We start from the raw sequence: 19,840 nt of genomic DNA, 5'->3' as shown, positions 1-19,840 counted from the left end.
CCTCAGATGTAGACGCGGGACTGCGCCCGCAAGACGAACACGGCACCGAAGGTGAACCCGTCGGCGTCGCGGATCTGCCGCCACCGCACGCTGGTCATCTCGGCGTGGAAGCTGACGGCGCCGCCAACGGTGACGTCGCCGCGCAGGTCCTCGGCGATGACCGCCAGGACCTCGGCGACCCCCGTGCGGACGGCGGCCGTGTCCGGGCCGCCCTGGCTCCACCAGATCCCGCACACCACCTGGTCGACGGAGTCCCGCTCGACGGTGTTGGCGTTGGCCCACTGCTGCTCGGTGGCACCGGCGTCCTCGCCGTCGCCGAAGTCCTCGCCGCTGGCGCCGACGAACAGCTCCTTGCGGCCAGCTGAGGCCTCGTTTCCAGGCGGCCCGTCGTAGACCACGACGTCGAGCGCGGCCAGGGCTGCGTTGGCCTTCCACCTCTCGTAGAGAGCGGAGACCAGACCGGGGAAGAAGAACTCGGCCATCAGGCGATCACCGGGAGGATCCCGCTGGCGAGCAGCTCCCGCGCACGGGAGGGAATCGCGAACGACGCCCCGGGCACGGTGACGACGTCCTCGCTGCCCGGCGGCACCCGGCCGCCGCTGCCGTGCTGGGTGCGCCACAGGTGCTGGGCGATGATGAGGGTGGCGAGCTTGTACGACGGCGGCAGGGATGCGTAGCCGGCCTCGTACACCAGGGTGTAGTCGCCCTCTGAGGCGTAGCCGACCGTGACCGTACCGGCGCCCATGTCGAGGTTGTAGCTGCCGGGGTCGATCGCCGATCCGCCGTGCGCCAGCGACGTCACCGACACCACGGGACGCCGGTCCGGGATGATTACCAGCTCGCGGCGGAACGCGCTGATCGTCCCGCGGGGAGCGGCGACGTGCTGCTCGGTGAACGTCTTCACCTCCAGCGGGCCGCCGAGGATGTTCTCCACCACCTCGATCGCGGCGTCGAGATAGAGCTGCAGCTCCGCGTCGTCACGCGTGTCAGTGCGGTTGAGCTGCTTCTTCAGGTCGTCCAGCGTAGGGGCGAGGTTGGTCCCGCCAGCGGGTATCGGCATGCCGTCCTCCTGTCAGGCGCGCCGGTACGCGACGCGCGGCGCGGACAGCTGGTGAGCGCTTGCAGGTGCCACGGTGATCGCGCCCAGTGGGCCGGCGACGGAGCTGACGAAGTATCCGAGCCGCGCGCCGGACATCAGCGACACGCTGGTGCCGAGGTTCAGCGGGCCGAACCCCACGCCGGTGCCCAACGTCCGCATCGTCGGTCCCGTGGTGTTGACGCCCTGCCACACCCAGCCGTACCAGTGCCACCCGGCCGGCAGCAGCACCGCCGGAGACAGAGTGCTCTCCTTGATGCCGGTGGTGGTCACGTCGGCCGTGCCGAAGTCGGCGAGCGGGCCGGCGCCCGCCGGCAGGCCGGTGGCCGGGTCGTTGGCGTACACCCCGTGCCGCACCACCCCGGTACCGACCGCCGTCACCTCGATGCATGCCCGGTCGACCAGCACCGCCTCGGGCAGATACATCGGGTGCAGGTAGAGAATGTTGAAGCTGCCGGCCAGCGCGGACGTGGCGACCGCGCCCTGCGCCACCAGGAAGTAGCTGCCCACCTGTGAGGTCGCGCCGGGGATCGTTTCCAGCCGGGGCGCGTCCACTGCCGCCCGCCACACCCCGTACGCGGGACTGGCCGACGCGGTGTAGCTGATGCCCTCGCCGGTCACCCGGTCCGCCGCCGCGATGGTGGCCGGACCGGCCGAGACCAACGTGCGGCCCAGCAACTGCGGTGCCTGCACGCGGCCCTCGCTGGTGGTGGTCGTCCGCTCGATGACCGCCCACGTATCGGTGCCATCGGACACCAGCAGCTCCGTGGCGGTGTCCGGACCGGCGAGGTACGCCCGGTAGGCGGTGCCGGCGTACGACTCCCCAGGGTTGGCGATCTTCACCCACGTGACCTGCGGATAGTTCTTCTTCGTCGCGGCCGAGATGAACCACGACTTCGCCGGGGCGTTCTTGAGCCGCTGGGTGGGGTGCCCGTCGGCGACCGGGAGGATGCCCATCGCCAGGCCGTACTGGACGGCACCGCCAGAGTTGTACGCGAACTGCCGCATGCTGGCCGCGGGCGCGACCGGCGACAGGTACGCGGCGGACGTGACGTCGATGTTGCCCGACATAGAGGCCAGGTCGGCCAGCGTCGAGAAGCTGAGGCCGCCTGCGACGCCGACGCCGGCCATGAACTGCTTGAGGCTGCCACCGGCCGGCACGGTCAAAGCCATGGCCTGCGTGACGCCCATCCCCAGATACGTCTTCTCCAGCACCGACACCCTCTGGGCGACCACCACCTGCCCCGGGCTGATCCGGTAGGTGTTGGACACCCTGGCCAACGGCGACACCTGCGACATGATCGACGCCACGGGCGTGCCGACGTTGGCCTGCGCCGCGTCGATCAGCCCCTTGTACGAGGCGACCAGGTACGTCTCGGTGACCGTGAGTACCTGCCCGTACGCCTTGCCGTCCGGCAGCGCCTTGCCGTCCAGTTCCACGGTCACCGTCTGCCCGTACGTCGACGGGTGGATCTGCACCAGGCCCGCCACGCCGCCGGTGATCGGCACGCTGGCGGTGTTCGCAGCCCCGGACACGTGCGTCAGGGTCGTCGCCGGCGCGGTAGACCCGCCGGTCACGATCCCGCTGGCCACCGTGTAGGGGTTGCCGAACAGCAGCCGGTTGGCGTCCACGATCTGCAACAGGGTGTAGGTGCGGGTGCCGTCGGACCACTGCGAGCCGAGGTCGGCGGTGGTCTTGCCGTGGCCGGTCCTGGTGACCTGCGAGCCGGCCGAGTAGCCGTGATTTGCGCCGACGTACGACCACGCGACGTTGAGCGGGCAGTTGTCGTCGCTGGTGTCGTGGATGGCGGTCGTCGGGGCGGCCACCGTCGGCCACACCTGCGCGTCCGGGGTGGTCCTCTCGGTCAGAGCTACCGAGGCCAGACCGGCGTGCACCAGTTGGACCATCGACTCCGCTCCGCCGCCGGTGTGCAGCGGCATGAGGATGTCGCGCGTCGAGTCAAACCGGGACCGAACCAGCAGCGTCGACCCCGACCGGAAGACGGTCAGAGCGGCAGTAGCCGTCGCCGCCGTCGCCGCCGTGGCGGCGTCAGCGACGTCGGTGGCGACTCCGGCGACAGTCTGTCCCAGCTGGTCCACCCGGTCGTCCAGCCGGGCGTACAGCGGCACCAGCGGCCCACCGTTCACGGTGGCGTAGACGACGTCCACGCCGTCCGGGTACTGGATCAGCGGCAGCTTGCTGTACGCGTCGATCGTCACCTGCGACCCGGCGATCGGCGCACCGGCCTCGGTGAGGACATCGGCCAGCATGGTGCCGGACTGGTCGGCGTACAGCGTCGCCGTGAGCCCCTGGGCCCTGGCCCGACCGTCCGGCAGGTACACCAGCCGTACGGACTCGTCCGGCCCGATCAGTCGTGCCATGGCCACCTCCAGGGCGACGCGCGGTGCCGCCCGCAGCCAGGTCGGCTGCGGGCGGTGCCGCTCAGCGGTTCGAGCTGTTCGCCTTGCCGGCCGCGCCGGCCGGCTTGGTGCCCTTGCTGCCCTTGTCCAGCTCGGCGTCCACGGCGGAGGCCGGCACCTCGGTGCCGTCGTCCTTGGTCACCGGGGCGAGGTTGGAGCCGCGGGCGGCGGCGTCACGGCGGGCCTGGTCGACCTCGCCGCGGACCTCCGTGTCGGACATGTCCAGCACGGCCGCCTGCGGGTTGCTGGGGTCACGCTTCGCGGACTCCAGCGCCCGGACCTTTGCGGCGTCGGCCGGGTCCACGACCGGGCCGGTGCCGAGGTCGGCCTTCTCCAGCCAGTCCGCCAGGACGTTCCAGCCGGCGAGGGCGTCGGCGGCGTGTTGGGCACGCCAGCTCTTCACCTGCTCGGCGCGGGCCGCTTCCAGCGAGATGCCGCGGGCGACGGCGGCCCGGCGGACCTGCTCGACGTAGTTGGCCCGGGTCGAGTCCGGGATCAGCATGGCGGCCCGGGCCGCCGGATCGATCTGCTCCATGGTCGTCTCCTTGACGATCGGCGCGGGTGTGGGGCCGGGCTCCGTGCCGGCCGGCCGACGCGGACCAGCCGGCACGGAGCGCGGATCAGAAGGTCGGCGCGACCTGGCCGAAGCCGGCGCCCGAGTTGCCGCCGGCGACGCCGAACGCGGCCGGGTAGCGGCCGGCGGTGAACGCGGCGTAGTTGAACAGCACCAGCTTGATGGTCAGGTTCTGACCGAGGGTCTGCTCGAACTTCAGCTGCCGGGGCACGCCGCCGTTGTCCTCCCACAGGTAGCCCTTGGACGGGTCGCCGGCGATGACCTGGTCCTCGGGGCCGGTGCCGACCGAGGTGGGCACGTTGGCGTCGAGGTAGACGGGCAGGCCGTGGTAGATGCCCACCGGCCGGGGCGGCTGCTGGCCGTTGTCGGCCGACGTGCCGCCGGGGTAGGTGTTGACCGCCAGGGCGTTGCCCGGGCCGTTGGCCAGCGGCACCGCCAGCGGCCGGCCCTGGCTGTCCACCTGGGCGGTCAGCCAGTACCAGCGGCGGGGGTGCATCAGCCAGAACTCCGGCACGATCTCCGTACCGGCGCCGGCGACGGCGGCGAGCACCCCGGCGGTCTTTGTGTAGAACGTCTGCGCGGTCGCCGCCGCGGTGTACGCCGACGCCTGCGAGATCCCGACGGTGTTGGTGATGCCGAGCATCTGCCCCGACGCGCCCGACCCGGCGATGATCTGCCGGTCCAGCTCGGAGTAGTACGCCGCAGCGAGGTCGCGGAACACGATCAGGTCGATGCCCGGGGTGCCACGCTCCAGCGACTGCCGCGAGACGTCCTGCTGACCGCCGATGGTGCGGACCGGCACCTGGAGGTCCGCCCACACCTCGTCGGTGTTCTGCAGCGCGCTGTTCTCCGTCGCCTGCGACGCCGCAGCGGCGCCCGTGGTCGCCCGGGGGATCGACACGGTCATGCCGGTCGGGGGCAGCGGCAGCGAGTCCAGCAGGTTCGCCAGCGGCGCACCGTTGCGCTGCACCGGGGCGTACAGGTCCACCAGGTACTGCGGCGGCACCAGACCGGCGAAGCTGCCGGTGGTGGTCGCCCGCTCCTGGACGCCCTCGCCCTCCACGGCCTGCTCGGTGCTGTGCCGGCCCAGCCGCTGCGCGGCCGCCTGGTCGCCCATGAACTGCGCCCGGTAGGCGTCGGCGAAGAACGAGCTCTCACCGCGGGCGGTCTTCTCCCGGGTGTAGGTGCGCTCCTCGCGGGTGACGCGGGCGCCGCCGACGCCGCGCGCCTCGGGGGTCGGCACGCTGCCGTGCTCGACCTGCGCGGCCTGGCGGGCGCTGCGGCGGCTGGCCTCGGCCTCCTCCTCGCGGATCTGGCCTTCCAGCTCGCCGCGGCGGGTGTGCAGGGTGACCAGCTGCGAGCGCAGGTTGCTCGCCTCGGTCCGCAGCTCGTCGGTCAGCTGGTCCTGAGGCATGCCCAGGATCTGGGTGGCCCGGGAGCGCGTGGTGTCGATCTGCGTGCACAGCTCGTCCAGGCGCTGCCGGAGGATCTCAAGCGGGTCCATGACTGGCCGCTCCCTTCGGTAGTGGGTGTGGATGAGCCACTGCGTCCGCATCGGGTGGTGGCCCGGGTGGTGGCCGCTAGGCGGCTCCGGCGCGGGCTCCGGCGCAACTCGGGGAAGTGGCGGGTGCGCCCTGGCGCTCAGGGCAGCTCGACAAGCAGACGCAGGGCGTCCAGCTCGCGAGTCGAGTCGATGCGCGGCGCCAGGCGCCGCTGGGCGCGGGCGACCAGCTCCCGCAGTTCGTCGTCGGACAGGTCGTCCAGGTCGGCGGCGCGCAGCTTCGCCGAGGTCGCCGGGTTGGCAGGGAACGTGACGACGGAGACGTCGAACAGCTTGACCTCCTTGATCCACCGTTCGGTGTAGTCGCCGTTCCACTCCTGCCGGGTCACGGAGAACGCGAACGACATCTCCGTGAGGTCGCCGCGCTCCATCGCGATCGCGATGTCGTTGGTCAGCGACGACCGGCGGTCCAGCTCCGCCACGGTGTGCAGGCCCTTGCCGTCCTCAGCGAGGGTCATGGTGCCCGAGCTGGTGCGGGCGAGCGGCAGACCGTCGTGGTTGAGCAGCAGCCGAACGTCGTCCTTCTCCGCCAGGGTCTTCTTGAACGCGCCGCGCTCGATCGTCTCCGAGTAGGTGCCGAGCCAGTCCTTGACCTCGTACGGCTCCCCGGTGATCGACGCGTACCCGTCGAGGGTGGTCTTGTCGTCGCCGGCGGCGCGCAGCTCGGCGGTCACGTTGAACTGGCGGACGAACCGGGCCCGCCGGTCCAGGTGTCGAGTGCTCACGGCTGCTGCGCCTCCTTCTGCTGCGCCGGCTCCGTGCTGGCGCTCTTGCCCACCGGGTACGGCTTGTCGCCCCACGGCACCGGCGGCTTGTCCTCGTAGCCGCGCTGCTCGTTGGGCACCTCCAGCCCGATGCGGGCCGCGATCTCGTACGCCCGGTACCGGTCGAGCAGGTTCATCCGCAGCAGCGCGCCACGGTTGAACTTCACGTACTGCGGCCGCGGCAGGCACCTGGTCAGCAGCTGCTCGACCATCACGAGGTACGGGTCGAGCGTGTACTTCAACAGCTGCAGGTCCCGGTCGACCACGTTGGAGTAGTCCATTGATCCGCCGGTCTCGTAGCCCAGCATCTCCGGCATGCCCGGGCCGAAGATCCGCGCGCACTCGGCGGAGCTGTAGCCCTGGGCGTCGAGGAACTGCGACTCGCCGGGCTTGATCTGGATCTGCTCGTACGAGATGCCGTCGGGCAGCAGCACCGGCTCCCGTGACCCGGAGGCGATCACGAACCGGTCCTTGACGACGCGGGCCTGAGCGGCGTTCAGCGGCGCCGCCGACTTCAGCAGCGCCGTCGGGTGCCCGCCCGAATCGAAGTAGTCCGCGCCGAACCGCTCGGCGCTGATGCCCAGGCCGATCGTGGCCGCGTGCTGGGCGATCGGCGACAGGCCGAGCACCGCGCCGGGCACCGGGAACATCCGGGCGTGCAGCATGTCCGCTGCCGGGATCTCCTTGCCTCGGGCCGGGATCCACCACAGCTCGCCCGTCGACCGGCGGACGTCCGGGTACACCGTGTCGGGGTGCACCGCCAGGATCGTCCGGGGCAGCGCGTTGCCGCTGCGCTCCACGACGTGCGCCATGCCGTTGCCCCGGGCCGCCACCGACCATAGGAACTGAGCGATCCAGTCACCCAGGCCGTAGCTCGTGGCGTCCGGGTCGCGCAGCAGGGGCGGCGCGGGTAGCCGCTCGGTCGCGCCGCCCTCACCGCGGTAGGCGTGCATCGGCAGCGACCGGCCGACGTTGGAGATCAGCCGGATGGACGCGCCCACCGCGATCTTCCGCGCGGCGGTCTCCGGGCTGACCACCGTGCCGGCGACCGCCGGATACCGGGAGTTGATCGCGGCGATCAGCGGGTCCAACTGCGCGGCCCGCTGGCTGCCACCGGGCAGGCCCAGCCAGGCCAGCGCACGATTCCACATGCTCAAGGGGCCCTCCATCAGTGGACGTGGTCCCACGGGTTCGTCTGCTCGACTGCCAGGTGCTTGCGGCTCTCCAGCGCGTAGAGCGCGGAGATCGCGGCCTGCAGGCAGATCACGTTCCCGCTCGTCTGGCGGTCCAGCAGCCACACCTGGCCGGACGGCTTCGTGCGGGCGACCTTGTACGCGTCGGTCAGCGCGGCCTGGCCCTCGTGGCGCAGCGTGCCGTCGCGGACCTCACCGAGCAGCGTCCCGGTGTACGCCGCGGTGTCGCTCACCATCGGTGACGCGATGTCCCCACGCTCCGGGTCACCGGACGGCAGCTCGATGCCCTCGTCCTTGAGCGGCTGCTGCAGCTGCTTGGTCGGACCGCCACCGAGGTCCACGCCCCACGCGACCGGCTGCCACCGCTCGGCCAGCTGTACGCAGCGGCCCGGCAGCCAGTCGATCCCGGGTTTGTACTCGATCACCCGGAGGTGGTGCTTCACCTCGCCGTCACCGGGCCAGGCCGCGACGATCGCCGCCTGCGTCCCCTGCCAGTCGCAGGCGAGGCCGAACGCCACCACCTCGCCGGGCGCCTGCCGGATGTCGATCAGATCGTTCCACCGTTCCACCGGCGGCACGTTGGGGTCCGGCGGCAGGGTGCTTCCTTTGCGCCGGTTCAGGTACGCCCTGTCGAACTCGTCCGGGGTGGTCTTGAACTTTTCCAGCTCGCCGGCGACGGTGTCCAGCGTCACCGTGTGCCGCCAGTGCGGCGAGCAGGTGCATTCGCCCGGGGTCGGGCACAGCGCCGGCATGCACGTCAGCCACGTCGCCGGCGAGTCCCGGGGCCCGTCGAGGTCGGACCACTCCAGGTAGCAGATCTGCGTCGGCTCCCCGGACGCCACTACCTCGCGGCCGAGGTCCACCTTCGTGGCCATGTACGTTGACGCCTCGGTGCCCTCCGTCGACACCCGCCAGTGCTGCGGCGACCACCGGGTCAGCATCGCCGGCGAGAACGCCTGCTCCAGACGGTGGTCGATCGCCGCCCAGAACTCGTCCTCCACGCCCAGGTCCAAGGTCGGACCGTGGCCGGATGTCTCCGTGTTCGCGGTGATGCTGTCCAGCGCCCCGGTGTCCCAGAGGATGCTCTCCGACCCGTTCGCCAGCCGGGTAGTGAACCGACTCGCCAGCGGCGACGCCTGCAGCACCGGCAGGTGCTCCTCCACGAACTTCCGCCGCGCCGCCAGCAGCTTCTGGGCGGCGTAGAGGATGAACTGGCGGTTGCCCTGCGACGGCCGGAACTTCACGGCCTCGCTGCCCATCTTCAGCGCCCGATGCGCCTTGACCGACAGGATCAACGTGGTCTTGCCCGACTGCCGGGGCACCACCAGCGTCACGTCCCGGTAGACAAGCCACCCGGTGTCGGGGTCGACCTCGAGCGCGGTGTCCACCGCGTACCGTTGCCACGGCATCAGCGGCTGGCCGAGCTGGGCGGCGATCCGGGCCACCCCGACGCCGTACGTCTTGCGTGACGGGTCGCGCAGCGTGCCCACCCGGGGAGGACAGGTCAGCTCGTACGCCGCGAAGATCTCCTCCGGCGACATCCCGACCCGCAGCGGCACAGGGCCGATCCGGCGCCGGTCACTCAGCGCCGAGTTCATCGTCCTGCTCGGTGTCGGCCGGCTTCAGCTTCCACAACTGGTCGAGCGTGTCCGTCAGCGCCTTCGCCAGCGCGGCCGGCTGCCGCTTCTCGCCCTCGCCGTCGATGTCGGCCGCCAGGGCGTACGCCAGCTGCGCCAGTGCCTCCTGCCGGCCGGTCAGGTCGCCGAGGTCCTCCACCGCCGAGCGGGTGGCGTCCTCCACCGCCCCGCATGTCGGCGGCCGGTACGCGTCGTGGCCGAACAGCTCCCGGTGCTCGCCGAGCAACTGCCGCACCGGCACCGACAGCGCCTCGGCCATCCAGAGCAGCTCGTCCACCGAGGGAGAGCGGCGCCCGATCTCCAGGTTCCGCAGCGCGGCCGCGGTGAACGTCGCCGGCGCGCCAGCGAGCCGCGCGGCGGCGGCGACATCCTCCCGAGTGCCGCCCTGGGCAGTCCGCGCGGCCGTGATTTCGGCGCTGATCGCGGTGCTGATCGGCTCGGTCATCGGCTGATCCCCCCGATCAGATCAGGGCCCGGCACAGAGCCCGGGGAGAAAAAAATGACGCCTGGGTTAGGGGTCGACGGGCGGCCACGCTCTAAAAACGGTGGTCGCAAGCCTCTGACCTGCACAAACGCAAGGTCACGTGGGTTGATCAGTCACCAGTCAGGCGACGTAACCCATGCGGTCGGCTCGATGGTCTTGGTGCCGCGCACCTGGTTGCAGTTCTGCTTGCAGATCGGGCAGCCAGGCGGGCCGTGCGAGGGCATCCAGTTCCACGTCTCCAGTCGCCCACGTCTCTGCGACCTCGGGATCTTGTGGTCGATCTGGTTGGCCCCGCCGTGCCGGCATATCCAACACACCGGGTGGTCTTCGAGGAACTGCACACGCAGCCGGCGGTATGCCTGGCTGTCCTCGCTGTGCCGGCTCACCCGGCCTCCCCGGGTACGACGAACGCCCCGGCACGGGGGACCGGGGCGTTCGGTGAAGACACTACGGGCGCTGCATCTGCCGGACAATGTACCGCACGATCGGCCCGGCGGCCCACGCAGTGGATCACGTGTCGGGCGACCGCCGGGCCACCTCGTCCACGAACCACGCTCCGCACGAGCAGCGGTGATCGGCACCGGACCGGCCGTCCTGGCGCTCGACGTGGCCGGCGGGCTCGACGCACGAGCAGACCTCGCCGCCGGCCTTCCACACAGGGCCCGTGCGAGCACCGCACAGCGCGGCACGCTCGCGCCCCGCGCGTACCGCTGCGGTCAGGACAGCCGCCTGCCACGGTTCGAGGGTCAGCCCGAGCTCCTGGGCGAAGCGCATGCTGTCCGCGTCCGTCCAGTCGGGGTTTCCGGCCGTCGTCACGCTGCCTCCACGGTGCTGCCACGGCTACGGCCGCGGCCCTCGGTCAGGAAGTCAATCTCGATCGCGGCCTCCAGGTGGTACCACCAGACGCCGTCGAGCTGGACGCGGACCAGACCGTACCGGGTCTGCCACTTCCGCAGCGCCTCGTCGTTCACCCAGGCGCCCAGCTGCGTCTCCAGCTCGTCCAGGGTGACCATGTGCATGCCCTCGGCCAGCTTCCGCTTCACCGCTCGCCCCTCCGTCGGCTGCTCCACCCACCATGCCCAACCGCGGCGGATCGCACCGGGTGGCTGAGGCGGTGCCGCTGCTGGGCCACGTGCAGCGTGGGCAGCTCGGCGTACGTCCAGACGTGCCCGCGGCCCTCGATCGCGTGGCGCTGGAGGCACGGGCAGCCCGGGCCGGTGCAGCGGCACGCCGCCGAGGTGCAGCCCACCGTCCAGTACCGCTCGTTGCGCAGCGTCGCGTCGATCTCCAGGGATCGGCGGCGGCAGGCCGGGCACGGCTGGTGCGGGTACGGTGCCGTCCGCTCCTCGGTCATGCCGATCGCCATCCGGGCCCGGTCGGCGACCTCCTGGAGCCGGTGCGCCACGTGGTCGAGCACCCGCAGGTCGGCGACGTCGGCCAGTGCCCCGCGCCGGTACGCCACGCCGCCGGTCGTCACGGCCCAGCAGGGTGGTCCGCCGTCGCCGGCAAGCCAGTCCAGCACCCGCACGATGTTCCGGCCGGTCGCCGGCACGCCGAGGCGGGCCCGGGCGCCGGCACGCTCGACTCGGTCCACCAGCTGGTCGACCACGGTCAGGGCGTGGTGCTGGGCGGTGAGCATCTCCAGGCGGATCGGGACCTGGCCGGTCGGGGCGGCCGACAGGCCGGCGCGGAGGTTCGCCACGCGGTCGGCGGCCTCGGCGGCCGACTGGATGCCGAGCCAGTGGCGGGCGGTGTCGGTGAGCAGCGGCGGGGCGGGCCGCGGCTCGCGGCCGGGCTCGACCAGGACGCGGAGCCAGCCGAACGCGTGCAGCAGGCGGGCGGCGTGGCGGGCGGCCGAGTCGAGTGCGTCCTGCCGGTCGACGTCGGTCTGGTCGGTCACAGGGTGCCGCCGAATCCGGCCGGCAGGTCGGGCCAGCAGCGGGCGTGTGCCTCGGTGTGCAGACGCTGGGCGATGGCCTCCACCTGGGCGAGAGGCTCGGTGGCCTCGATGGTCACGGTGGTGCCCCGGCTGCTGATGGTCAGCTTGGTGGGGGGCTTGGTGGGCTGGTCGTCAGACATGGTGGTCCCCTGGTGCTGGCTGGGCTGGTGGAGGCGGCGGAGGCTGGGTGCGTGCACGGCGGCCTCTGCGTCCTCGCTTGCGGTGGTGGGGTGGTCGGGGTGGAGCGCCCGACCCGTCCCGACCCGACCCGGGCTTTCCAGATCCTGGAGGCTTGGGTTCTGCCGGATCGGCCGATGATCGGCCGATGTGTTGATCTTGGGTCGGGGTTGAGCGCGGGGCGCGGCCGGTGGCCGCGTCGCGCAGGGCGCGGTGCCCCTGGGTCGGGGTCGCGCGGGCGGTGGTGGCGCGGTGGCCCGTGGTCGGGGTCGCGCGGGGGTGCGGTGTCCGGCTGGCGGCCGGGTCGCGGTGGTCGGGCGTGGTCCGGCCGGACGCCGGGTCGCCGGGGGCGTGGTCCGGCGGGGTGCCGGGTCGCCCGGGGTGCTGCGGTGCGGGGTCCGACTGGTCGTCGGGTCGCGGGTCTTCGATGCGGGGTCCCCCGGGCAGACCGGAGGGTCGCGGGCCGGTGAACGGCGGCACGTCGTAGCCGTGCTTGGCGAGGTGCGTCACCGTGATCTGGCCGTAGTACGGCTGAGCGGGGGCGGGCAGCAGCTGCCACCGCTCAGGGTGCGTGTCCTTGCCGCGGCGGCCGTTGCACTGGTTGCAGGCGACCACAAGGTCGTCGGGGCCCTGGGCGCCGCGGCCGGGGTTGCGGTGGTCGTAGGTGCCGGCCAGGCCGCCCTTTCGGGCGTCCCAGTTCACCACCCGGCCGCAGTAGCGGCAGGCGTCGCCGTCGCGCAGCCGTACGGGGATGGTGAGGGCGGGGTTGCCGTTGTCGTTCTTGCGCTGGCGCTCCCACTCCAGTTCGGCCTTGAGGCGGATGTGGAACAGGTGCTCGGAGTCGTCGGCGAGTAGCCAGCCACCAGCGACCCGGGTCCAGATGCCAGCCCGGGCCACCCACTCGGCGAGGCGTCGCCACTGCGGGCCGCCGTAGAGCGCCACGGTGGCCTCGGGGACCACGTAGTCGGTCTCCTGGCCTGCCGAGTAGGTGGCGCACAACCAGGCCAGGCCGGCGACGGCCGGCAGGCGCAGGTCCCAGCCGTCCAGGTCGTCGTCGGGGCCCTTGTCCCACGCCAGCGGGGCCAGCACGGCGGGGTGCTGGTTGCTGTTGTCGGACGACTTCAGCCAGACCACGCGACCGCCGCCAAAGTGATCAACATCTATGGTTCTCCCGGTGCGGTACGGCGCGGCCACCATCGGGGGGTGGCCGCGCCGGAGGGTTGGAACAGCAGGACGGGCGGGGGTGCCCGCAGCTACTCGGGAGGCGGATCGGGCGGGTACGCCAGCTCGTGAAGCCGGAAGCGCCACCCGCTGACCGTCTTCTCCAGCAGCCAGCCCGTGCGGATCGCCGGGCGGCCGGGGTGGCCCCGCACCGTGAAGTGGAGCAGCATCTCGCGGACCAGGGTCACCAGTTGGTCCCGCTTCTCAACCAGCTGATCGCGCTGCTCGACCACGCGAGCGACGTCGCCCGCGAGCGTGGCAAGGGCTTCCTCCGGCCGCTCGCCGGTCGGGCTGATCGCGTCGCCGATCGCGGCCACGATCGCGGCCAGGGCGTCGCGGTCGCGCTCGACGTCGGCGCAGAGCGCCGAGCACAGCCGGCCGACCGGGGCGGGTGCAGGGTCGGTCTCCGGCGGTCGCCAGCCGAGCTGGGTCAGCACCACCGCGCCGACCGGCGAGACACCGACCACCACGCTCTGGGCGTCGACCTCGTACGCCTGCGGGGCCAGCTCCAGCACCAGCCGCGGCGACTCCCCGGCGCCGGCAGCGAGCAGCAGCCGGGACACCCCGGCGGACACGTCCTGGCCGTCGACCACCACGTCGCCGGCGCCGATGCCGGCCGCCGCCAGGTTGACCTGCACCGTACGGTCACCCACGGCTGGCCTCCGGGAACATCAGCATGCCGTCGCGCGGCCCGTACTCGCAGCCGAGGCAGGTGCAGCAGCAGTCGCAGCACACGCAGTCGTCATTGGCGGAGTCGTCGCAGCCGTCCTCGCACTCCGACGTGCAGCTGTGGTGGTAGCAGTGCAACTGGTCGTCCTCAGCCACGGTCACCACCACCGATCACCGACAGGCCCGGGATGGGGTCCGGCTTGGCCGGCGGCGGGATCCGCTTGTCGGTCAGCCGCTTCGCCCACGAGATCAGCTTGACGGCCTCGTCCGGGTCCGTCTCCGGCTCGACTCGCACGATCCGCACCGTCGGGGTCGGCTCCAGCTCGCCGTCCACCACGTCGTACGTGATGCGCGAGCAGTCGAGGACCACGATCGCGACGTGCTGGCCGTCGGGGTTCTCCAGCAGCTGGTCCCGGATCGTGGCGAGGCCGTTGTCCTCCCACTTCGGGAGGGTGGCCTTCAGCTTGGTGGCCATCGCTACTTCCCTTCGTCCTTCGGAGTACCGGGGTGCGCCGCCAGGTAGGCGTCCATCACAGGGCCCGGGATCCGGCCGAGCGGCGGCACCTCGATGTCGTTCTCGCGGGCCCAGGCCCGGACGACCTTGGCCGGGATCTCGCTGGTGGTCTTCCCGGCAGCCGCCGCGCGGGCCGGCTTGCCGCCGGCGGCGAGCAGCGCGGCGCGGGCCTTCGCCAGCCGCGCCTCCAGCTCCTTCACCTGGCGCTCGGCCTCGGCGCGGGCCCTGGCGGCGGCCTCGGCGGCCGCGGCCTCCCGCCGCTCCTCGGTGAGCCGGGTACGGAGGTCCTCGGCGAGCGCCGCGACCTTCGCGCCCAGGGACCGGGTGCGCTGGTGCGGGGACACCTGGGCGGCGGCGAGCAGGTCTGCCAGGACGTCCGTCGCCCGGGCCATCGCCGGCGGGCCGGGGGCGGGCGCCGGCGGCCGGAGAGTGCCGGGCGGCGGCACGGTGGTGACCCGGGGGACACCAGGTACGCCCGGCTTGCCCTGGGCGGCAGCCACCAGGCTGGCCCGCCGCTCGTACGCGGTGGCCAGCTCGCGGGCAGTGTCCTGGTCGCCGGCGCACATCTCGTTGACCACCTTGGACACGGCGCGCGGCGTCAGGGTGGTGAAGTCGGCGATCTCGATCTCCGACTTCCCGTCGGCGAACAGCCGCAGGATCTCGTACTGCGTGCGGCTGGTGATTGCTGGAGCCGTCGCGGTGGCCATCAGGCGCTCGCCTCGGCGCGGGCGGCGGCCTCCATCTCCCGGACCTGCTCCAGGACGTGCTGGCCGCGGCTGGTCAGCTTGTAGAGGCGGACGCCGTACTGGCCGGCATCCTCCTCGGGCACCAGCTCGACCAGGCGGGCCTTCTTCAGGGGCGCCAGCCTGCGGGTCGCCCGCTTCAGGCCGAACGGGTGCTCCGGCTCCTTCTCGAAATCGGGCTTCGTGTAGCGCGGGTCCATGTGGACCCGGCCCTGTTCGACGGCGACGAGCAGCAGGACCTGCTCGGCGTCCAGGCTGATCTCCATCAGGTGTCTCCGATCGTGCGCATCTTCGGGGCGGTCGGGGCCGCCGAGGTCTTCGGGCCGCCGGTCAGCTGGTGGTGGCAGGCGGCGCAGTCCCGGCCGCTGTAGCGGTACGGGGTGCCGGACCGGGTGCCGTGGTGGGTCACCCCGCACAGGTGCGGGTACGGGTCGCTGGTCGCCACCGGGCGGCGGAGCACCTCGGTGGCGACCAGCCACAGACCGACGAGCGCCGTCACGGCGTGCCGCCGGGCGGGTAGTGGTCCCACGTCCAGCCGTCGAGGGTCCGGCCGGCCTCCCGCTTGCCGAGGCGGGCCATCAGCCAGGTGCGCGAGTCGCCGGGCTGATGGCCGTCGGGGACGTAGCCGGACCGCTCCAGCTCGACCACCCGGACGCCGTTGAGCTCCAGGGCGGCGGCCTCCATCCGCGCCTCGTCGGCCTCCGGGTCGTCGGCGCTCTGCTCGTACAGCGGGCCGAGCGGCGACCACTCGCCCCACTGCTTGAAGAAGAACGGGATGGCGGCGGCCTGGCACTGGCCGCGCAGCTGCCGCGCCCAATCCGGGTGCATCGGCCGGGCCTGCCGCCCGGACTCACCCCCGACCACCACCCAATGCAGCGCCGGCAGGCAGAGCGCCTCGGCGTACGACGGCGGCAGCGGGGCCTCGGCCAGGTTCGCGCCGATCGGCCGCCAGTGCAGGAACTTGGCCAGGTCGACCGGGCCCAGCAGCGGCTCGCACGACAGCCACCGCACCGCCGCCGGTGTGGCGAGCAGCGCCGGTACGCGCAGCTGCGCCCGCTTCTGGTCCTCCACCGAGACGCCCAGGTGCAGGTTGGGCACCGGCCACACATCCCACGGGTTGTTCGTGGTGATGTCGATGCCCTCGTGGCCGAGGGTGGCCGACTCGCACTGCACGAGCGTCCGGAACTCCGGATCGTTCAGCAGCGTGCGCATCCGCCCATGCCGTTTGGTGAGCATCTGGAAGGTGTGCCAGTGCGCGGCCGCCATCACCGCGAACACCTCGGCGATGAACTCCACCGGCACCTGGTCGTGGAACAGGTCGGACATCGAGTTGACGAAGATCCGGCGGGGGCGCTTCCACCGCAGCGGCTGGCCCATCTTGTCCGGGCGCAGCACCACGTCGAATCCCTGCTCGAAGTAGTGCCCCGGCGTGCCGCGGAACCGCTCGGCGAGCGTCTCCGCGTAGCAGTGATCGCAGCCGGGGGACACCTTCGTGCACCCGGTGACCGGGTTCCACGTGGCGTCGGTCCACTCGATGCCGCTCTTGTCAGCCACGGCACTCCGCCCTCCGGGCTGCCCGGGCGGTACGGCGGCGGGCGCCGGCCTCCGTCCAGCAGTAGCCCCACGTGGTGGGTCCCTTGGCGGGCATCACCGCCCAGCTCCAGCGCGGGCGCCACCACGGCCGGCCCGGGGACCGGTGTGGCTGGAACTCGAACACCGGTGACGGTGGCAGCTCTACCAGCCGGAGCGACTCGTCCGGCTTTGCCTCCGGGAGGTCGACCGCGTCCGGCGGGTAGCAGTGCTCCGGGACCGGCGGCAGCAGCGCCGGGACGCCGGCGATCCGGACCGTGCTGAGCAGCAGGTCGCGGTCGACGGCCGGCAGTTGGCCGAGGCGCTCGGGCTGCGGGCGGTACTGCGGGTACGTGGCGTACCCGGGCCGGGTGGCGGCGGCCGCGCGCAGCTCGTCGTCGGTCAGTAGGCGGGACGGCTCGGTCACCGGGTCTCCTCTCGGTCGCGTTCGCCGAGGATCGCGGCGTCGCGGTCCTGGGCTGCGGCGGCGAGCGCCGCTGGCATGGGCTTGCGGGCGGGTGCGGTGGGCGGGGTGTGGCCGGCGTCCGTGGGGGTGCCGACGCGGTGGCAGTTGCGGCACGTCTCGCGGTCGCGGTGGTCGGCCGGGACGTCCGGGTCGGGGTCCCACTCGGGGCACAGGCGGGGCGTCGTCTTCACGGCGGACCGTCCTCGCCCGCGTCGTCCTGGTCGGCGGTGGTGAGCAGGTCGGGGCCGGCCTGGGCCGGCGAGCCGCCCGCCCGGCCGGTGAGGCCGGGCAGGGCGGCGGGCGCCGGGCGGCTCTTCGCTTCGCAGACCGGGCCCCGGCCGCGGGCGCGGCTGGCCGGGGTCCGCAGCTCTCGGCCGCAGTCCTGGCACTTCTGGTCAGCCATCGGTGGGCCGCCTGCTGAGCGGGATGCTGCCCGGCACGTCGGCCGGGCGCGCCGTGGTGGCCAGGCCGGGGTGCGAGGGCAGCGGGGCGGTGCGCTCGGCGGCGCCGATCAGGATGGCCCGCAGCCGGCCCCGGACATCGGGGGGCACCGCGCAGCCGGCCAGGTTGACCGGGTCGCCGGTGGCGTACGCGTCGAGCAGCCGGTGGACGTAGGCCGGGGTCAGCTCGGCGGCAGCGGGCTGGCGGTAGGCGTCCAGGTGCATCGGGCCGCCCGGCAGCCACCGGTCGCGGATCTGCGCGAGCTGGCGCAGAAGCCGGGCGCGGATCTCCGGGTCGCCGAGCTGCTCGACGGCACCCCGGATGTCCCGCCAGGCGGTCTCGGTGCGCTGCTCGTCGTCCAGCTGGCGGGCGCGTGCGGCGAAGGCCATGACGATCGCGCCGACGATCAGGCCGACGGTCAGGGCAGCGATCACGGTCACGGCGCTGTCGATCAGGTCGTTCATCGGTGTGCCTCCGAGGTCGGCGGGATCCAGTGGGCGTCCATTCGGTACGGGGAGGACGGGGCGTCCGGGCGGTAGCGGCACGACGTGCGGCACCCGCCGGGGACGTCCTCGCAGCCGTGGCTGAGGACGAGGAAGTACCGGCTCATCGCGATGCCGCCGCAGTGGCAGCACCGCCAGGCGGGCACCAGGTCGCCCTCACGGGGGGCCGGCTCGCCCGACTTCGCGCCGGCGGCGAAGTCCCAAGGGGCGCGGTAGTGCCCTACCTGGTGCCGTGCCTTGAAGCCGTCGCTGAGGTCGGCCAGGGGCACCAGGGGCAGGGCGAGCTGCGCGGTGGTGAGGCCGCCGATCATGCCGGCACCTCGATCCCGGGCGGCAGCAGCCGGGCGAGCGCCCGGACCGCTCGGTACTGGAGGGCCTTGATCGCGCCTTCCTGCTTGCCCATCGCCACGGCGGTCTCGCGGACGGAGTAGCCCTGGAGGAAGCGGAGGACGATGCACTCCTGCTGCTCCGGGTTGAGCTGCTTCACGGCGGCGAGCAGGTCCCTGGAGGACAGGTAGGCGACGGCGGCTCCGGCGGGGTCGCCCTCGCGGGTGTGGTCGACGCGGTCCTCCCCGTCGAGGATGTCCCCGACGGCGACCTCCCGCTGGTAGCGGCTGGACTTGAAGTAGTCGGCGACGAGGTTGCGGGCGATCGTGACGAACCACGCTCCGATGTCGCTGCCCTGCCAGCTCACCTGGTCGATACGCCGCAGCGCCCGCACGAACGTGTCGGCGGTGAGGTCCTCGGCCAGCTGCCGGTTCCCGCACCGGAAGTACACGAACCGGAACACCGTGTCGCGGTACATCTCGTACAGGCGGCCGAACGCCTGCCGGTCGCCGCCAGCGGCGGCGTCGACCAGGTCCCAACGTCGGCGCGCGTCGCTGATCTGCTCGGCGGCCGGCGGGCCGGCCTGCGCCGGGATCCGCGCCGGCGCGGTCACCACGGCGGTCACCGGAGGCCCGCCCGGCGTAGCTCCCACCACGTCCACAGCGCCACCACGGCGGTCACGGCGAGCAGCCCGCCGACCTCCGGCGCCGCCGCCTGGGTGCCCTGCACGATCGCGGCCCACATCACGCCGGCCGCAGCTCGTACCGGGAGCACCGCGTGCCCTGGTGCCGCGGGCCGCCGCAGAACGGACACGGCCCGCTCTGGCCACCGTCCGGCAGCCCGCAGTAGCCCGTGTCACCCCACGGGCCGCCGGTGAACACCGTCCTCGCCGCGCGGCCGCAGGTGCACACCTCGCCGGGCTCGGCGGGCCGCTCGCTGATCGCAGCAACCTGGGCGGGCTGATCGGCCCGCTCGATCGCGACGATGGTCACCTCGAAGCCGCGCCACCTGCAGGTCGTCCGGTACCCGCGGTAGAGCGCGCCGGCCACGTCCCGGCCCTCGCTGATCCGGGCGTCGCGGGTGGCGTCGAGGTTGCTCGCCCACGCCTCCGCCTCGGCGACGGTGCTGAGCTCCAGCTCGACCGCCTGGCCGTCGGCGAACGCCACCGACTCCGGGGCGGGGAGTGCCGCGCGGTCGACGGCGAAGCACTCGCGCGTGATCGCGCGGAGCATGTTCGCTCGGGCGATCCGGGTGTGCGCGGGCTGGCCGGCGGCGGCCGCCAGCACGCACTCCGCTGCGGTGCCGGTGTCCGGCCGGGTCGACGGCGCCGGCCGGTAGTGCAGGTAGACGGCGGTCCGCTCGGCAGCGGTCATCTCGTGGAACCGGCGCCACATCGGCAGCAGCTGGCCCGCCTCACGCTCGGTGGTGACACCGAAGACGGCGAGCGCCGCCAGGGCATCAGCGACGATGCTCTGCGCCACCTCCTGGGTGGCCTGTACGTTGTTCATCTCGACCGTGCCTTTCGTCAGTGGTTGGTGCGG

At 72.8% G+C, this 19,840-nt stretch carries 29 protein-coding genes; all 29 read right to left on the bottom strand.

Going from position 1 to position 19,840, the window contains the following annotated elements; translation table 11 throughout:
• Positions 1-2: 2 nt before the first annotated feature.
• The 29 genes from ACGFZ2_RS07960 to ACGFZ2_RS07820 all read right to left on the bottom strand — a co-directional run bounded on the left by ACGFZ2_RS07960 (position 3) and on the right by ACGFZ2_RS07820 (position 19,807).
• Entirely contained in the window at positions 3-482 is a 480-nt protein-coding gene (locus tag ACGFZ2_RS07960; protein ID WP_393451253.1) for a hypothetical protein, read from the bottom strand.
• Positions 482-1,060: a head-tail connector protein gene (locus ACGFZ2_RS07955; protein ID WP_393451250.1), complete on the bottom strand. Its 579-nt coding sequence runs from the start codon at positions 1,058-1,060 to the stop codon at positions 482-484. Before ACGFZ2_RS07955 ends, ACGFZ2_RS07960 begins: the two co-directional genes overlap by 1 nt.
• Positions 1,061-1,072: 12 nt before the next feature.
• On the bottom strand, positions 1,073-3,478 hold the full coding sequence (locus tag ACGFZ2_RS07950; protein ID WP_393451247.1) for a hypothetical protein: 2,406 nt from the start codon (positions 3,476-3,478) through the stop codon (positions 1,073-1,075).
• Between the two features lie 61 nt (positions 3,479-3,539).
• Positions 3,540-4,052, bottom strand: coding sequence for a hypothetical protein (locus tag ACGFZ2_RS07945; RefSeq protein WP_393451244.1), 513 nt, complete (start codon positions 4,050-4,052; stop codon positions 3,540-3,542).
• Between the two features lie 85 nt (positions 4,053-4,137).
• Positions 4,138-5,595, bottom strand: coding sequence for a phage major capsid protein (locus ACGFZ2_RS07940; protein ID WP_393451241.1), 1,458 nt, complete (start codon positions 5,593-5,595; stop codon positions 4,138-4,140).
• Positions 5,596-5,732: 137 nt separating this feature from the next.
• A complete protein-coding gene (locus ACGFZ2_RS07935) occupies positions 5,733-6,377 on the bottom strand; it encodes an HK97 family phage prohead protease (RefSeq protein WP_393451238.1) in 645 nt (214 codons plus the stop codon).
• Positions 6,374-7,567, bottom strand: a complete 1,194-nt coding sequence (locus ACGFZ2_RS07930) for a phage portal protein (RefSeq protein WP_393451467.1) — start codon at positions 7,565-7,567, stop codon at positions 6,374-6,376. The genes ACGFZ2_RS07935 and ACGFZ2_RS07930 overlap by 4 nt, the downstream gene beginning before the upstream one ends.
• Before the next feature lie 17 nt (positions 7,568-7,584).
• Positions 7,585-9,207: a hypothetical protein gene (locus ACGFZ2_RS07925; RefSeq protein ID WP_393451235.1), complete on the bottom strand. Its 1,623-nt coding sequence runs from the start codon at positions 9,205-9,207 to the stop codon at positions 7,585-7,587.
• Entirely contained in the window at positions 9,188-9,691 is a 504-nt protein-coding gene (locus tag ACGFZ2_RS07920) for a hypothetical protein (RefSeq protein ID WP_393451232.1), read from the bottom strand. The genes ACGFZ2_RS07925 and ACGFZ2_RS07920 overlap by 20 nt, the downstream gene beginning before the upstream one ends.
• 152 nt (positions 9,692-9,843) lie before the next feature.
• Entirely contained in the window at positions 9,844-10,116 is a 273-nt protein-coding gene (locus ACGFZ2_RS07915) for a hypothetical protein (protein ID WP_393451229.1), read from the bottom strand.
• A 124-nt stretch (positions 10,117-10,240) separates the two neighbouring features.
• Positions 10,241-10,546 (bottom strand): hypothetical protein, encoded by a 306-nt coding sequence (locus ACGFZ2_RS07910; RefSeq protein ID WP_393451226.1) that lies wholly within the window; start codon positions 10,544-10,546, stop codon positions 10,241-10,243.
• Positions 10,543-10,773, bottom strand: coding sequence for a hypothetical protein (locus ACGFZ2_RS07905; protein ID WP_393451223.1), 231 nt, complete (start codon positions 10,771-10,773; stop codon positions 10,543-10,545). Before ACGFZ2_RS07905 ends, ACGFZ2_RS07910 begins: the two co-directional genes overlap by 4 nt.
• Positions 10,770-11,630, bottom strand: a complete 861-nt coding sequence (locus ACGFZ2_RS07900) for a hypothetical protein (protein ID WP_393451220.1) — start codon at positions 11,628-11,630, stop codon at positions 10,770-10,772. The genes ACGFZ2_RS07905 and ACGFZ2_RS07900 overlap by 4 nt, the downstream gene beginning before the upstream one ends.
• Entirely contained in the window at positions 11,627-11,809 is a 183-nt protein-coding gene (locus tag ACGFZ2_RS07895; protein ID WP_393451217.1) for a hypothetical protein, read from the bottom strand. Before ACGFZ2_RS07895 ends, ACGFZ2_RS07900 begins: the two co-directional genes overlap by 4 nt.
• Positions 11,802-12,980 carry a hypothetical protein gene (locus ACGFZ2_RS07890; RefSeq protein ID WP_393451214.1) on the bottom strand — a complete coding sequence of 393 codons (1,179 nt, stop codon included), beginning with the start codon at positions 12,978-12,980 and terminating at the stop codon, positions 11,802-11,804. Before ACGFZ2_RS07890 ends, ACGFZ2_RS07895 begins: the two co-directional genes overlap by 8 nt.
• Before the next feature lie 119 nt (positions 12,981-13,099).
• On the bottom strand, positions 13,100-13,720 hold the full coding sequence (locus ACGFZ2_RS07885) for a hypothetical protein (protein ID WP_393451211.1): 621 nt from the start codon (positions 13,718-13,720) through the stop codon (positions 13,100-13,102).
• A complete protein-coding gene (locus ACGFZ2_RS07880) occupies positions 13,713-13,892 on the bottom strand; it encodes a hypothetical protein (RefSeq protein WP_393451208.1) in 180 nt (59 codons plus the stop codon). The genes ACGFZ2_RS07885 and ACGFZ2_RS07880 overlap by 8 nt, the downstream gene beginning before the upstream one ends.
• A complete protein-coding gene (locus ACGFZ2_RS07875; RefSeq protein ID WP_393451205.1) occupies positions 13,885-14,211 on the bottom strand; it encodes a hypothetical protein in 327 nt (108 codons plus the stop codon). Before ACGFZ2_RS07875 ends, ACGFZ2_RS07880 begins: the two co-directional genes overlap by 8 nt.
• A 2-nt stretch (positions 14,212-14,213) precedes the next feature.
• On the bottom strand, positions 14,214-14,957 hold the full coding sequence (locus tag ACGFZ2_RS07870) for a histone-like nucleoid-structuring protein Lsr2 (RefSeq protein ID WP_393451202.1): 744 nt from the start codon (positions 14,955-14,957) through the stop codon (positions 14,214-14,216).
• A complete protein-coding gene (locus ACGFZ2_RS07865) occupies positions 14,957-15,259 on the bottom strand; it encodes a hypothetical protein (protein WP_393451199.1) in 303 nt (100 codons plus the stop codon). The genes ACGFZ2_RS07870 and ACGFZ2_RS07865 overlap by 1 nt, the downstream gene beginning before the upstream one ends.
• Positions 15,259-15,492, bottom strand: a complete 234-nt coding sequence (locus ACGFZ2_RS07860; RefSeq protein WP_393451196.1) for a hypothetical protein — start codon at positions 15,490-15,492, stop codon at positions 15,259-15,261. Before ACGFZ2_RS07860 ends, ACGFZ2_RS07865 begins: the two co-directional genes overlap by 1 nt.
• The gene (locus ACGFZ2_RS07855; RefSeq protein ID WP_393451193.1) at positions 15,489-16,547 is read right to left on the bottom strand and encodes a DUF5131 family protein; all 1,059 of its coding nucleotides are present in this window, start codon (positions 16,545-16,547) and stop codon (positions 15,489-15,491) included. The genes ACGFZ2_RS07860 and ACGFZ2_RS07855 overlap by 4 nt, the downstream gene beginning before the upstream one ends.
• A complete protein-coding gene (locus ACGFZ2_RS07850; protein WP_393451190.1) occupies positions 16,540-16,989 on the bottom strand; it encodes a hypothetical protein in 450 nt (149 codons plus the stop codon). The genes ACGFZ2_RS07855 and ACGFZ2_RS07850 overlap by 8 nt, the downstream gene beginning before the upstream one ends.
• Positions 16,986-17,219: a hypothetical protein gene (locus ACGFZ2_RS07845; RefSeq protein WP_393451187.1), complete on the bottom strand. Its 234-nt coding sequence runs from the start codon at positions 17,217-17,219 to the stop codon at positions 16,986-16,988. The genes ACGFZ2_RS07850 and ACGFZ2_RS07845 overlap by 4 nt, the downstream gene beginning before the upstream one ends.
• Positions 17,216-17,431 (bottom strand): DUF6011 domain-containing protein, encoded by a 216-nt coding sequence (locus ACGFZ2_RS07840; protein WP_393451183.1) that lies wholly within the window; start codon positions 17,429-17,431, stop codon positions 17,216-17,218. Before ACGFZ2_RS07840 ends, ACGFZ2_RS07845 begins: the two co-directional genes overlap by 4 nt.
• Positions 17,424-17,933: a hypothetical protein gene (locus tag ACGFZ2_RS07835; protein WP_393451180.1), complete on the bottom strand. Its 510-nt coding sequence runs from the start codon at positions 17,931-17,933 to the stop codon at positions 17,424-17,426. Before ACGFZ2_RS07835 ends, ACGFZ2_RS07840 begins: the two co-directional genes overlap by 8 nt.
• Positions 17,930-18,283, bottom strand: coding sequence for a hypothetical protein (locus tag ACGFZ2_RS07830; RefSeq protein WP_393451177.1), 354 nt, complete (start codon positions 18,281-18,283; stop codon positions 17,930-17,932). Before ACGFZ2_RS07830 ends, ACGFZ2_RS07835 begins: the two co-directional genes overlap by 4 nt.
• Complete coding sequence (locus ACGFZ2_RS07825; RefSeq protein ID WP_393451174.1) at positions 18,280-19,158, bottom strand: sigma-70 family RNA polymerase sigma factor; 879 nt, start codon at positions 19,156-19,158, stop codon at positions 18,280-18,282. Before ACGFZ2_RS07825 ends, ACGFZ2_RS07830 begins: the two co-directional genes overlap by 4 nt.
• Complete coding sequence (locus ACGFZ2_RS07820) at positions 19,043-19,807, bottom strand: hypothetical protein (RefSeq protein ID WP_393451171.1); 765 nt, start codon at positions 19,805-19,807, stop codon at positions 19,043-19,045. The genes ACGFZ2_RS07825 and ACGFZ2_RS07820 overlap by 116 nt, the downstream gene beginning before the upstream one ends.
• Between the last annotated feature and the right edge of the window lie 33 nt (positions 19,808-19,840).

It is taken from the genome of Micromonospora sp. NPDC048063 (assembly GCF_043202855.1).
GTDB lineage: Bacteria > Actinomycetota > Actinomycetes > Mycobacteriales > Micromonosporaceae > Micromonospora.
The sequence above is the reverse complement of the archived record's forward strand: the minus strand, read 5'-3'. Positions and strand labels throughout refer to the sequence as shown.

Bases quoted from the DNA above. Each gene is read 5' to 3' on its own strand.
- ACGFZ2_RS07960 (WP_393451253.1), bottom strand. From the start codon at position 482: ATGGCCGAGTTCTTCTTCCCCGGTCTGGTCTCCGCTCTCTACGAGAGG.
- ACGFZ2_RS07955 (WP_393451250.1), bottom strand. From the start codon at position 1,060: ATGCCGATACCCGCTGGCGGGACCAACCTCGCCCCTACGCTGGACGAC.
- ACGFZ2_RS07950 (WP_393451247.1), bottom strand. From the start codon at position 3,478: ATGGCACGACTGATCGGGCCGGACGAGTCCGTACGGCTGGTGTACCTG.
- ACGFZ2_RS07945 (WP_393451244.1), bottom strand. From the start codon at position 4,052: ATGGAGCAGATCGATCCGGCGGCCCGGGCCGCCATGCTGATCCCGGAC.
- ACGFZ2_RS07940 (WP_393451241.1), bottom strand. From the start codon at position 5,595: ATGGACCCGCTTGAGATCCTCCGGCAGCGCCTGGACGAGCTGTGCACG.
- ACGFZ2_RS07930 (WP_393451467.1), bottom strand. From the start codon at position 7,567: ATGTGGAATCGTGCGCTGGCCTGGCTGGGCCTGCCCGGTGGCAGCCAG.
- ACGFZ2_RS07925 (WP_393451235.1), bottom strand. From the start codon at position 9,207: ATGAACTCGGCGCTGAGTGACCGGCGCCGGATCGGCCCTGTGCCGCTG.
- ACGFZ2_RS07920 (WP_393451232.1), bottom strand. From the start codon at position 9,691: ATGACCGAGCCGATCAGCACCGCGATCAGCGCCGAAATCACGGCCGCG.
- ACGFZ2_RS07895 (WP_393451217.1), bottom strand. From the start codon at position 11,809: ATGTCTGACGACCAGCCCACCAAGCCCCCCACCAAGCTGACCATCAGC.
- ACGFZ2_RS07875 (WP_393451205.1), bottom strand. From the start codon at position 14,211: ATGGCCACCAAGCTGAAGGCCACCCTCCCGAAGTGGGAGGACAACGGC.
- ACGFZ2_RS07870 (WP_393451202.1), bottom strand. From the start codon at position 14,957: ATGGCCACCGCGACGGCTCCAGCAATCACCAGCCGCACGCAGTACGAG.
- ACGFZ2_RS07865 (WP_393451199.1), bottom strand. From the start codon at position 15,259: ATGGAGATCAGCCTGGACGCCGAGCAGGTCCTGCTGCTCGTCGCCGTC.
- ACGFZ2_RS07840 (WP_393451183.1), bottom strand. From the start codon at position 17,431: ATGGCTGACCAGAAGTGCCAGGACTGCGGCCGAGAGCTGCGGACCCCG.
- ACGFZ2_RS07835 (WP_393451180.1), bottom strand. From the start codon at position 17,933: ATGAACGACCTGATCGACAGCGCCGTGACCGTGATCGCTGCCCTGACC.
- ACGFZ2_RS07830 (WP_393451177.1), bottom strand. From the start codon at position 18,283: ATGATCGGCGGCCTCACCACCGCGCAGCTCGCCCTGCCCCTGGTGCCC.
- ACGFZ2_RS07820 (WP_393451171.1), bottom strand. From the start codon at position 19,807: ATGAACAACGTACAGGCCACCCAGGAGGTGGCGCAGAGCATCGTCGCT.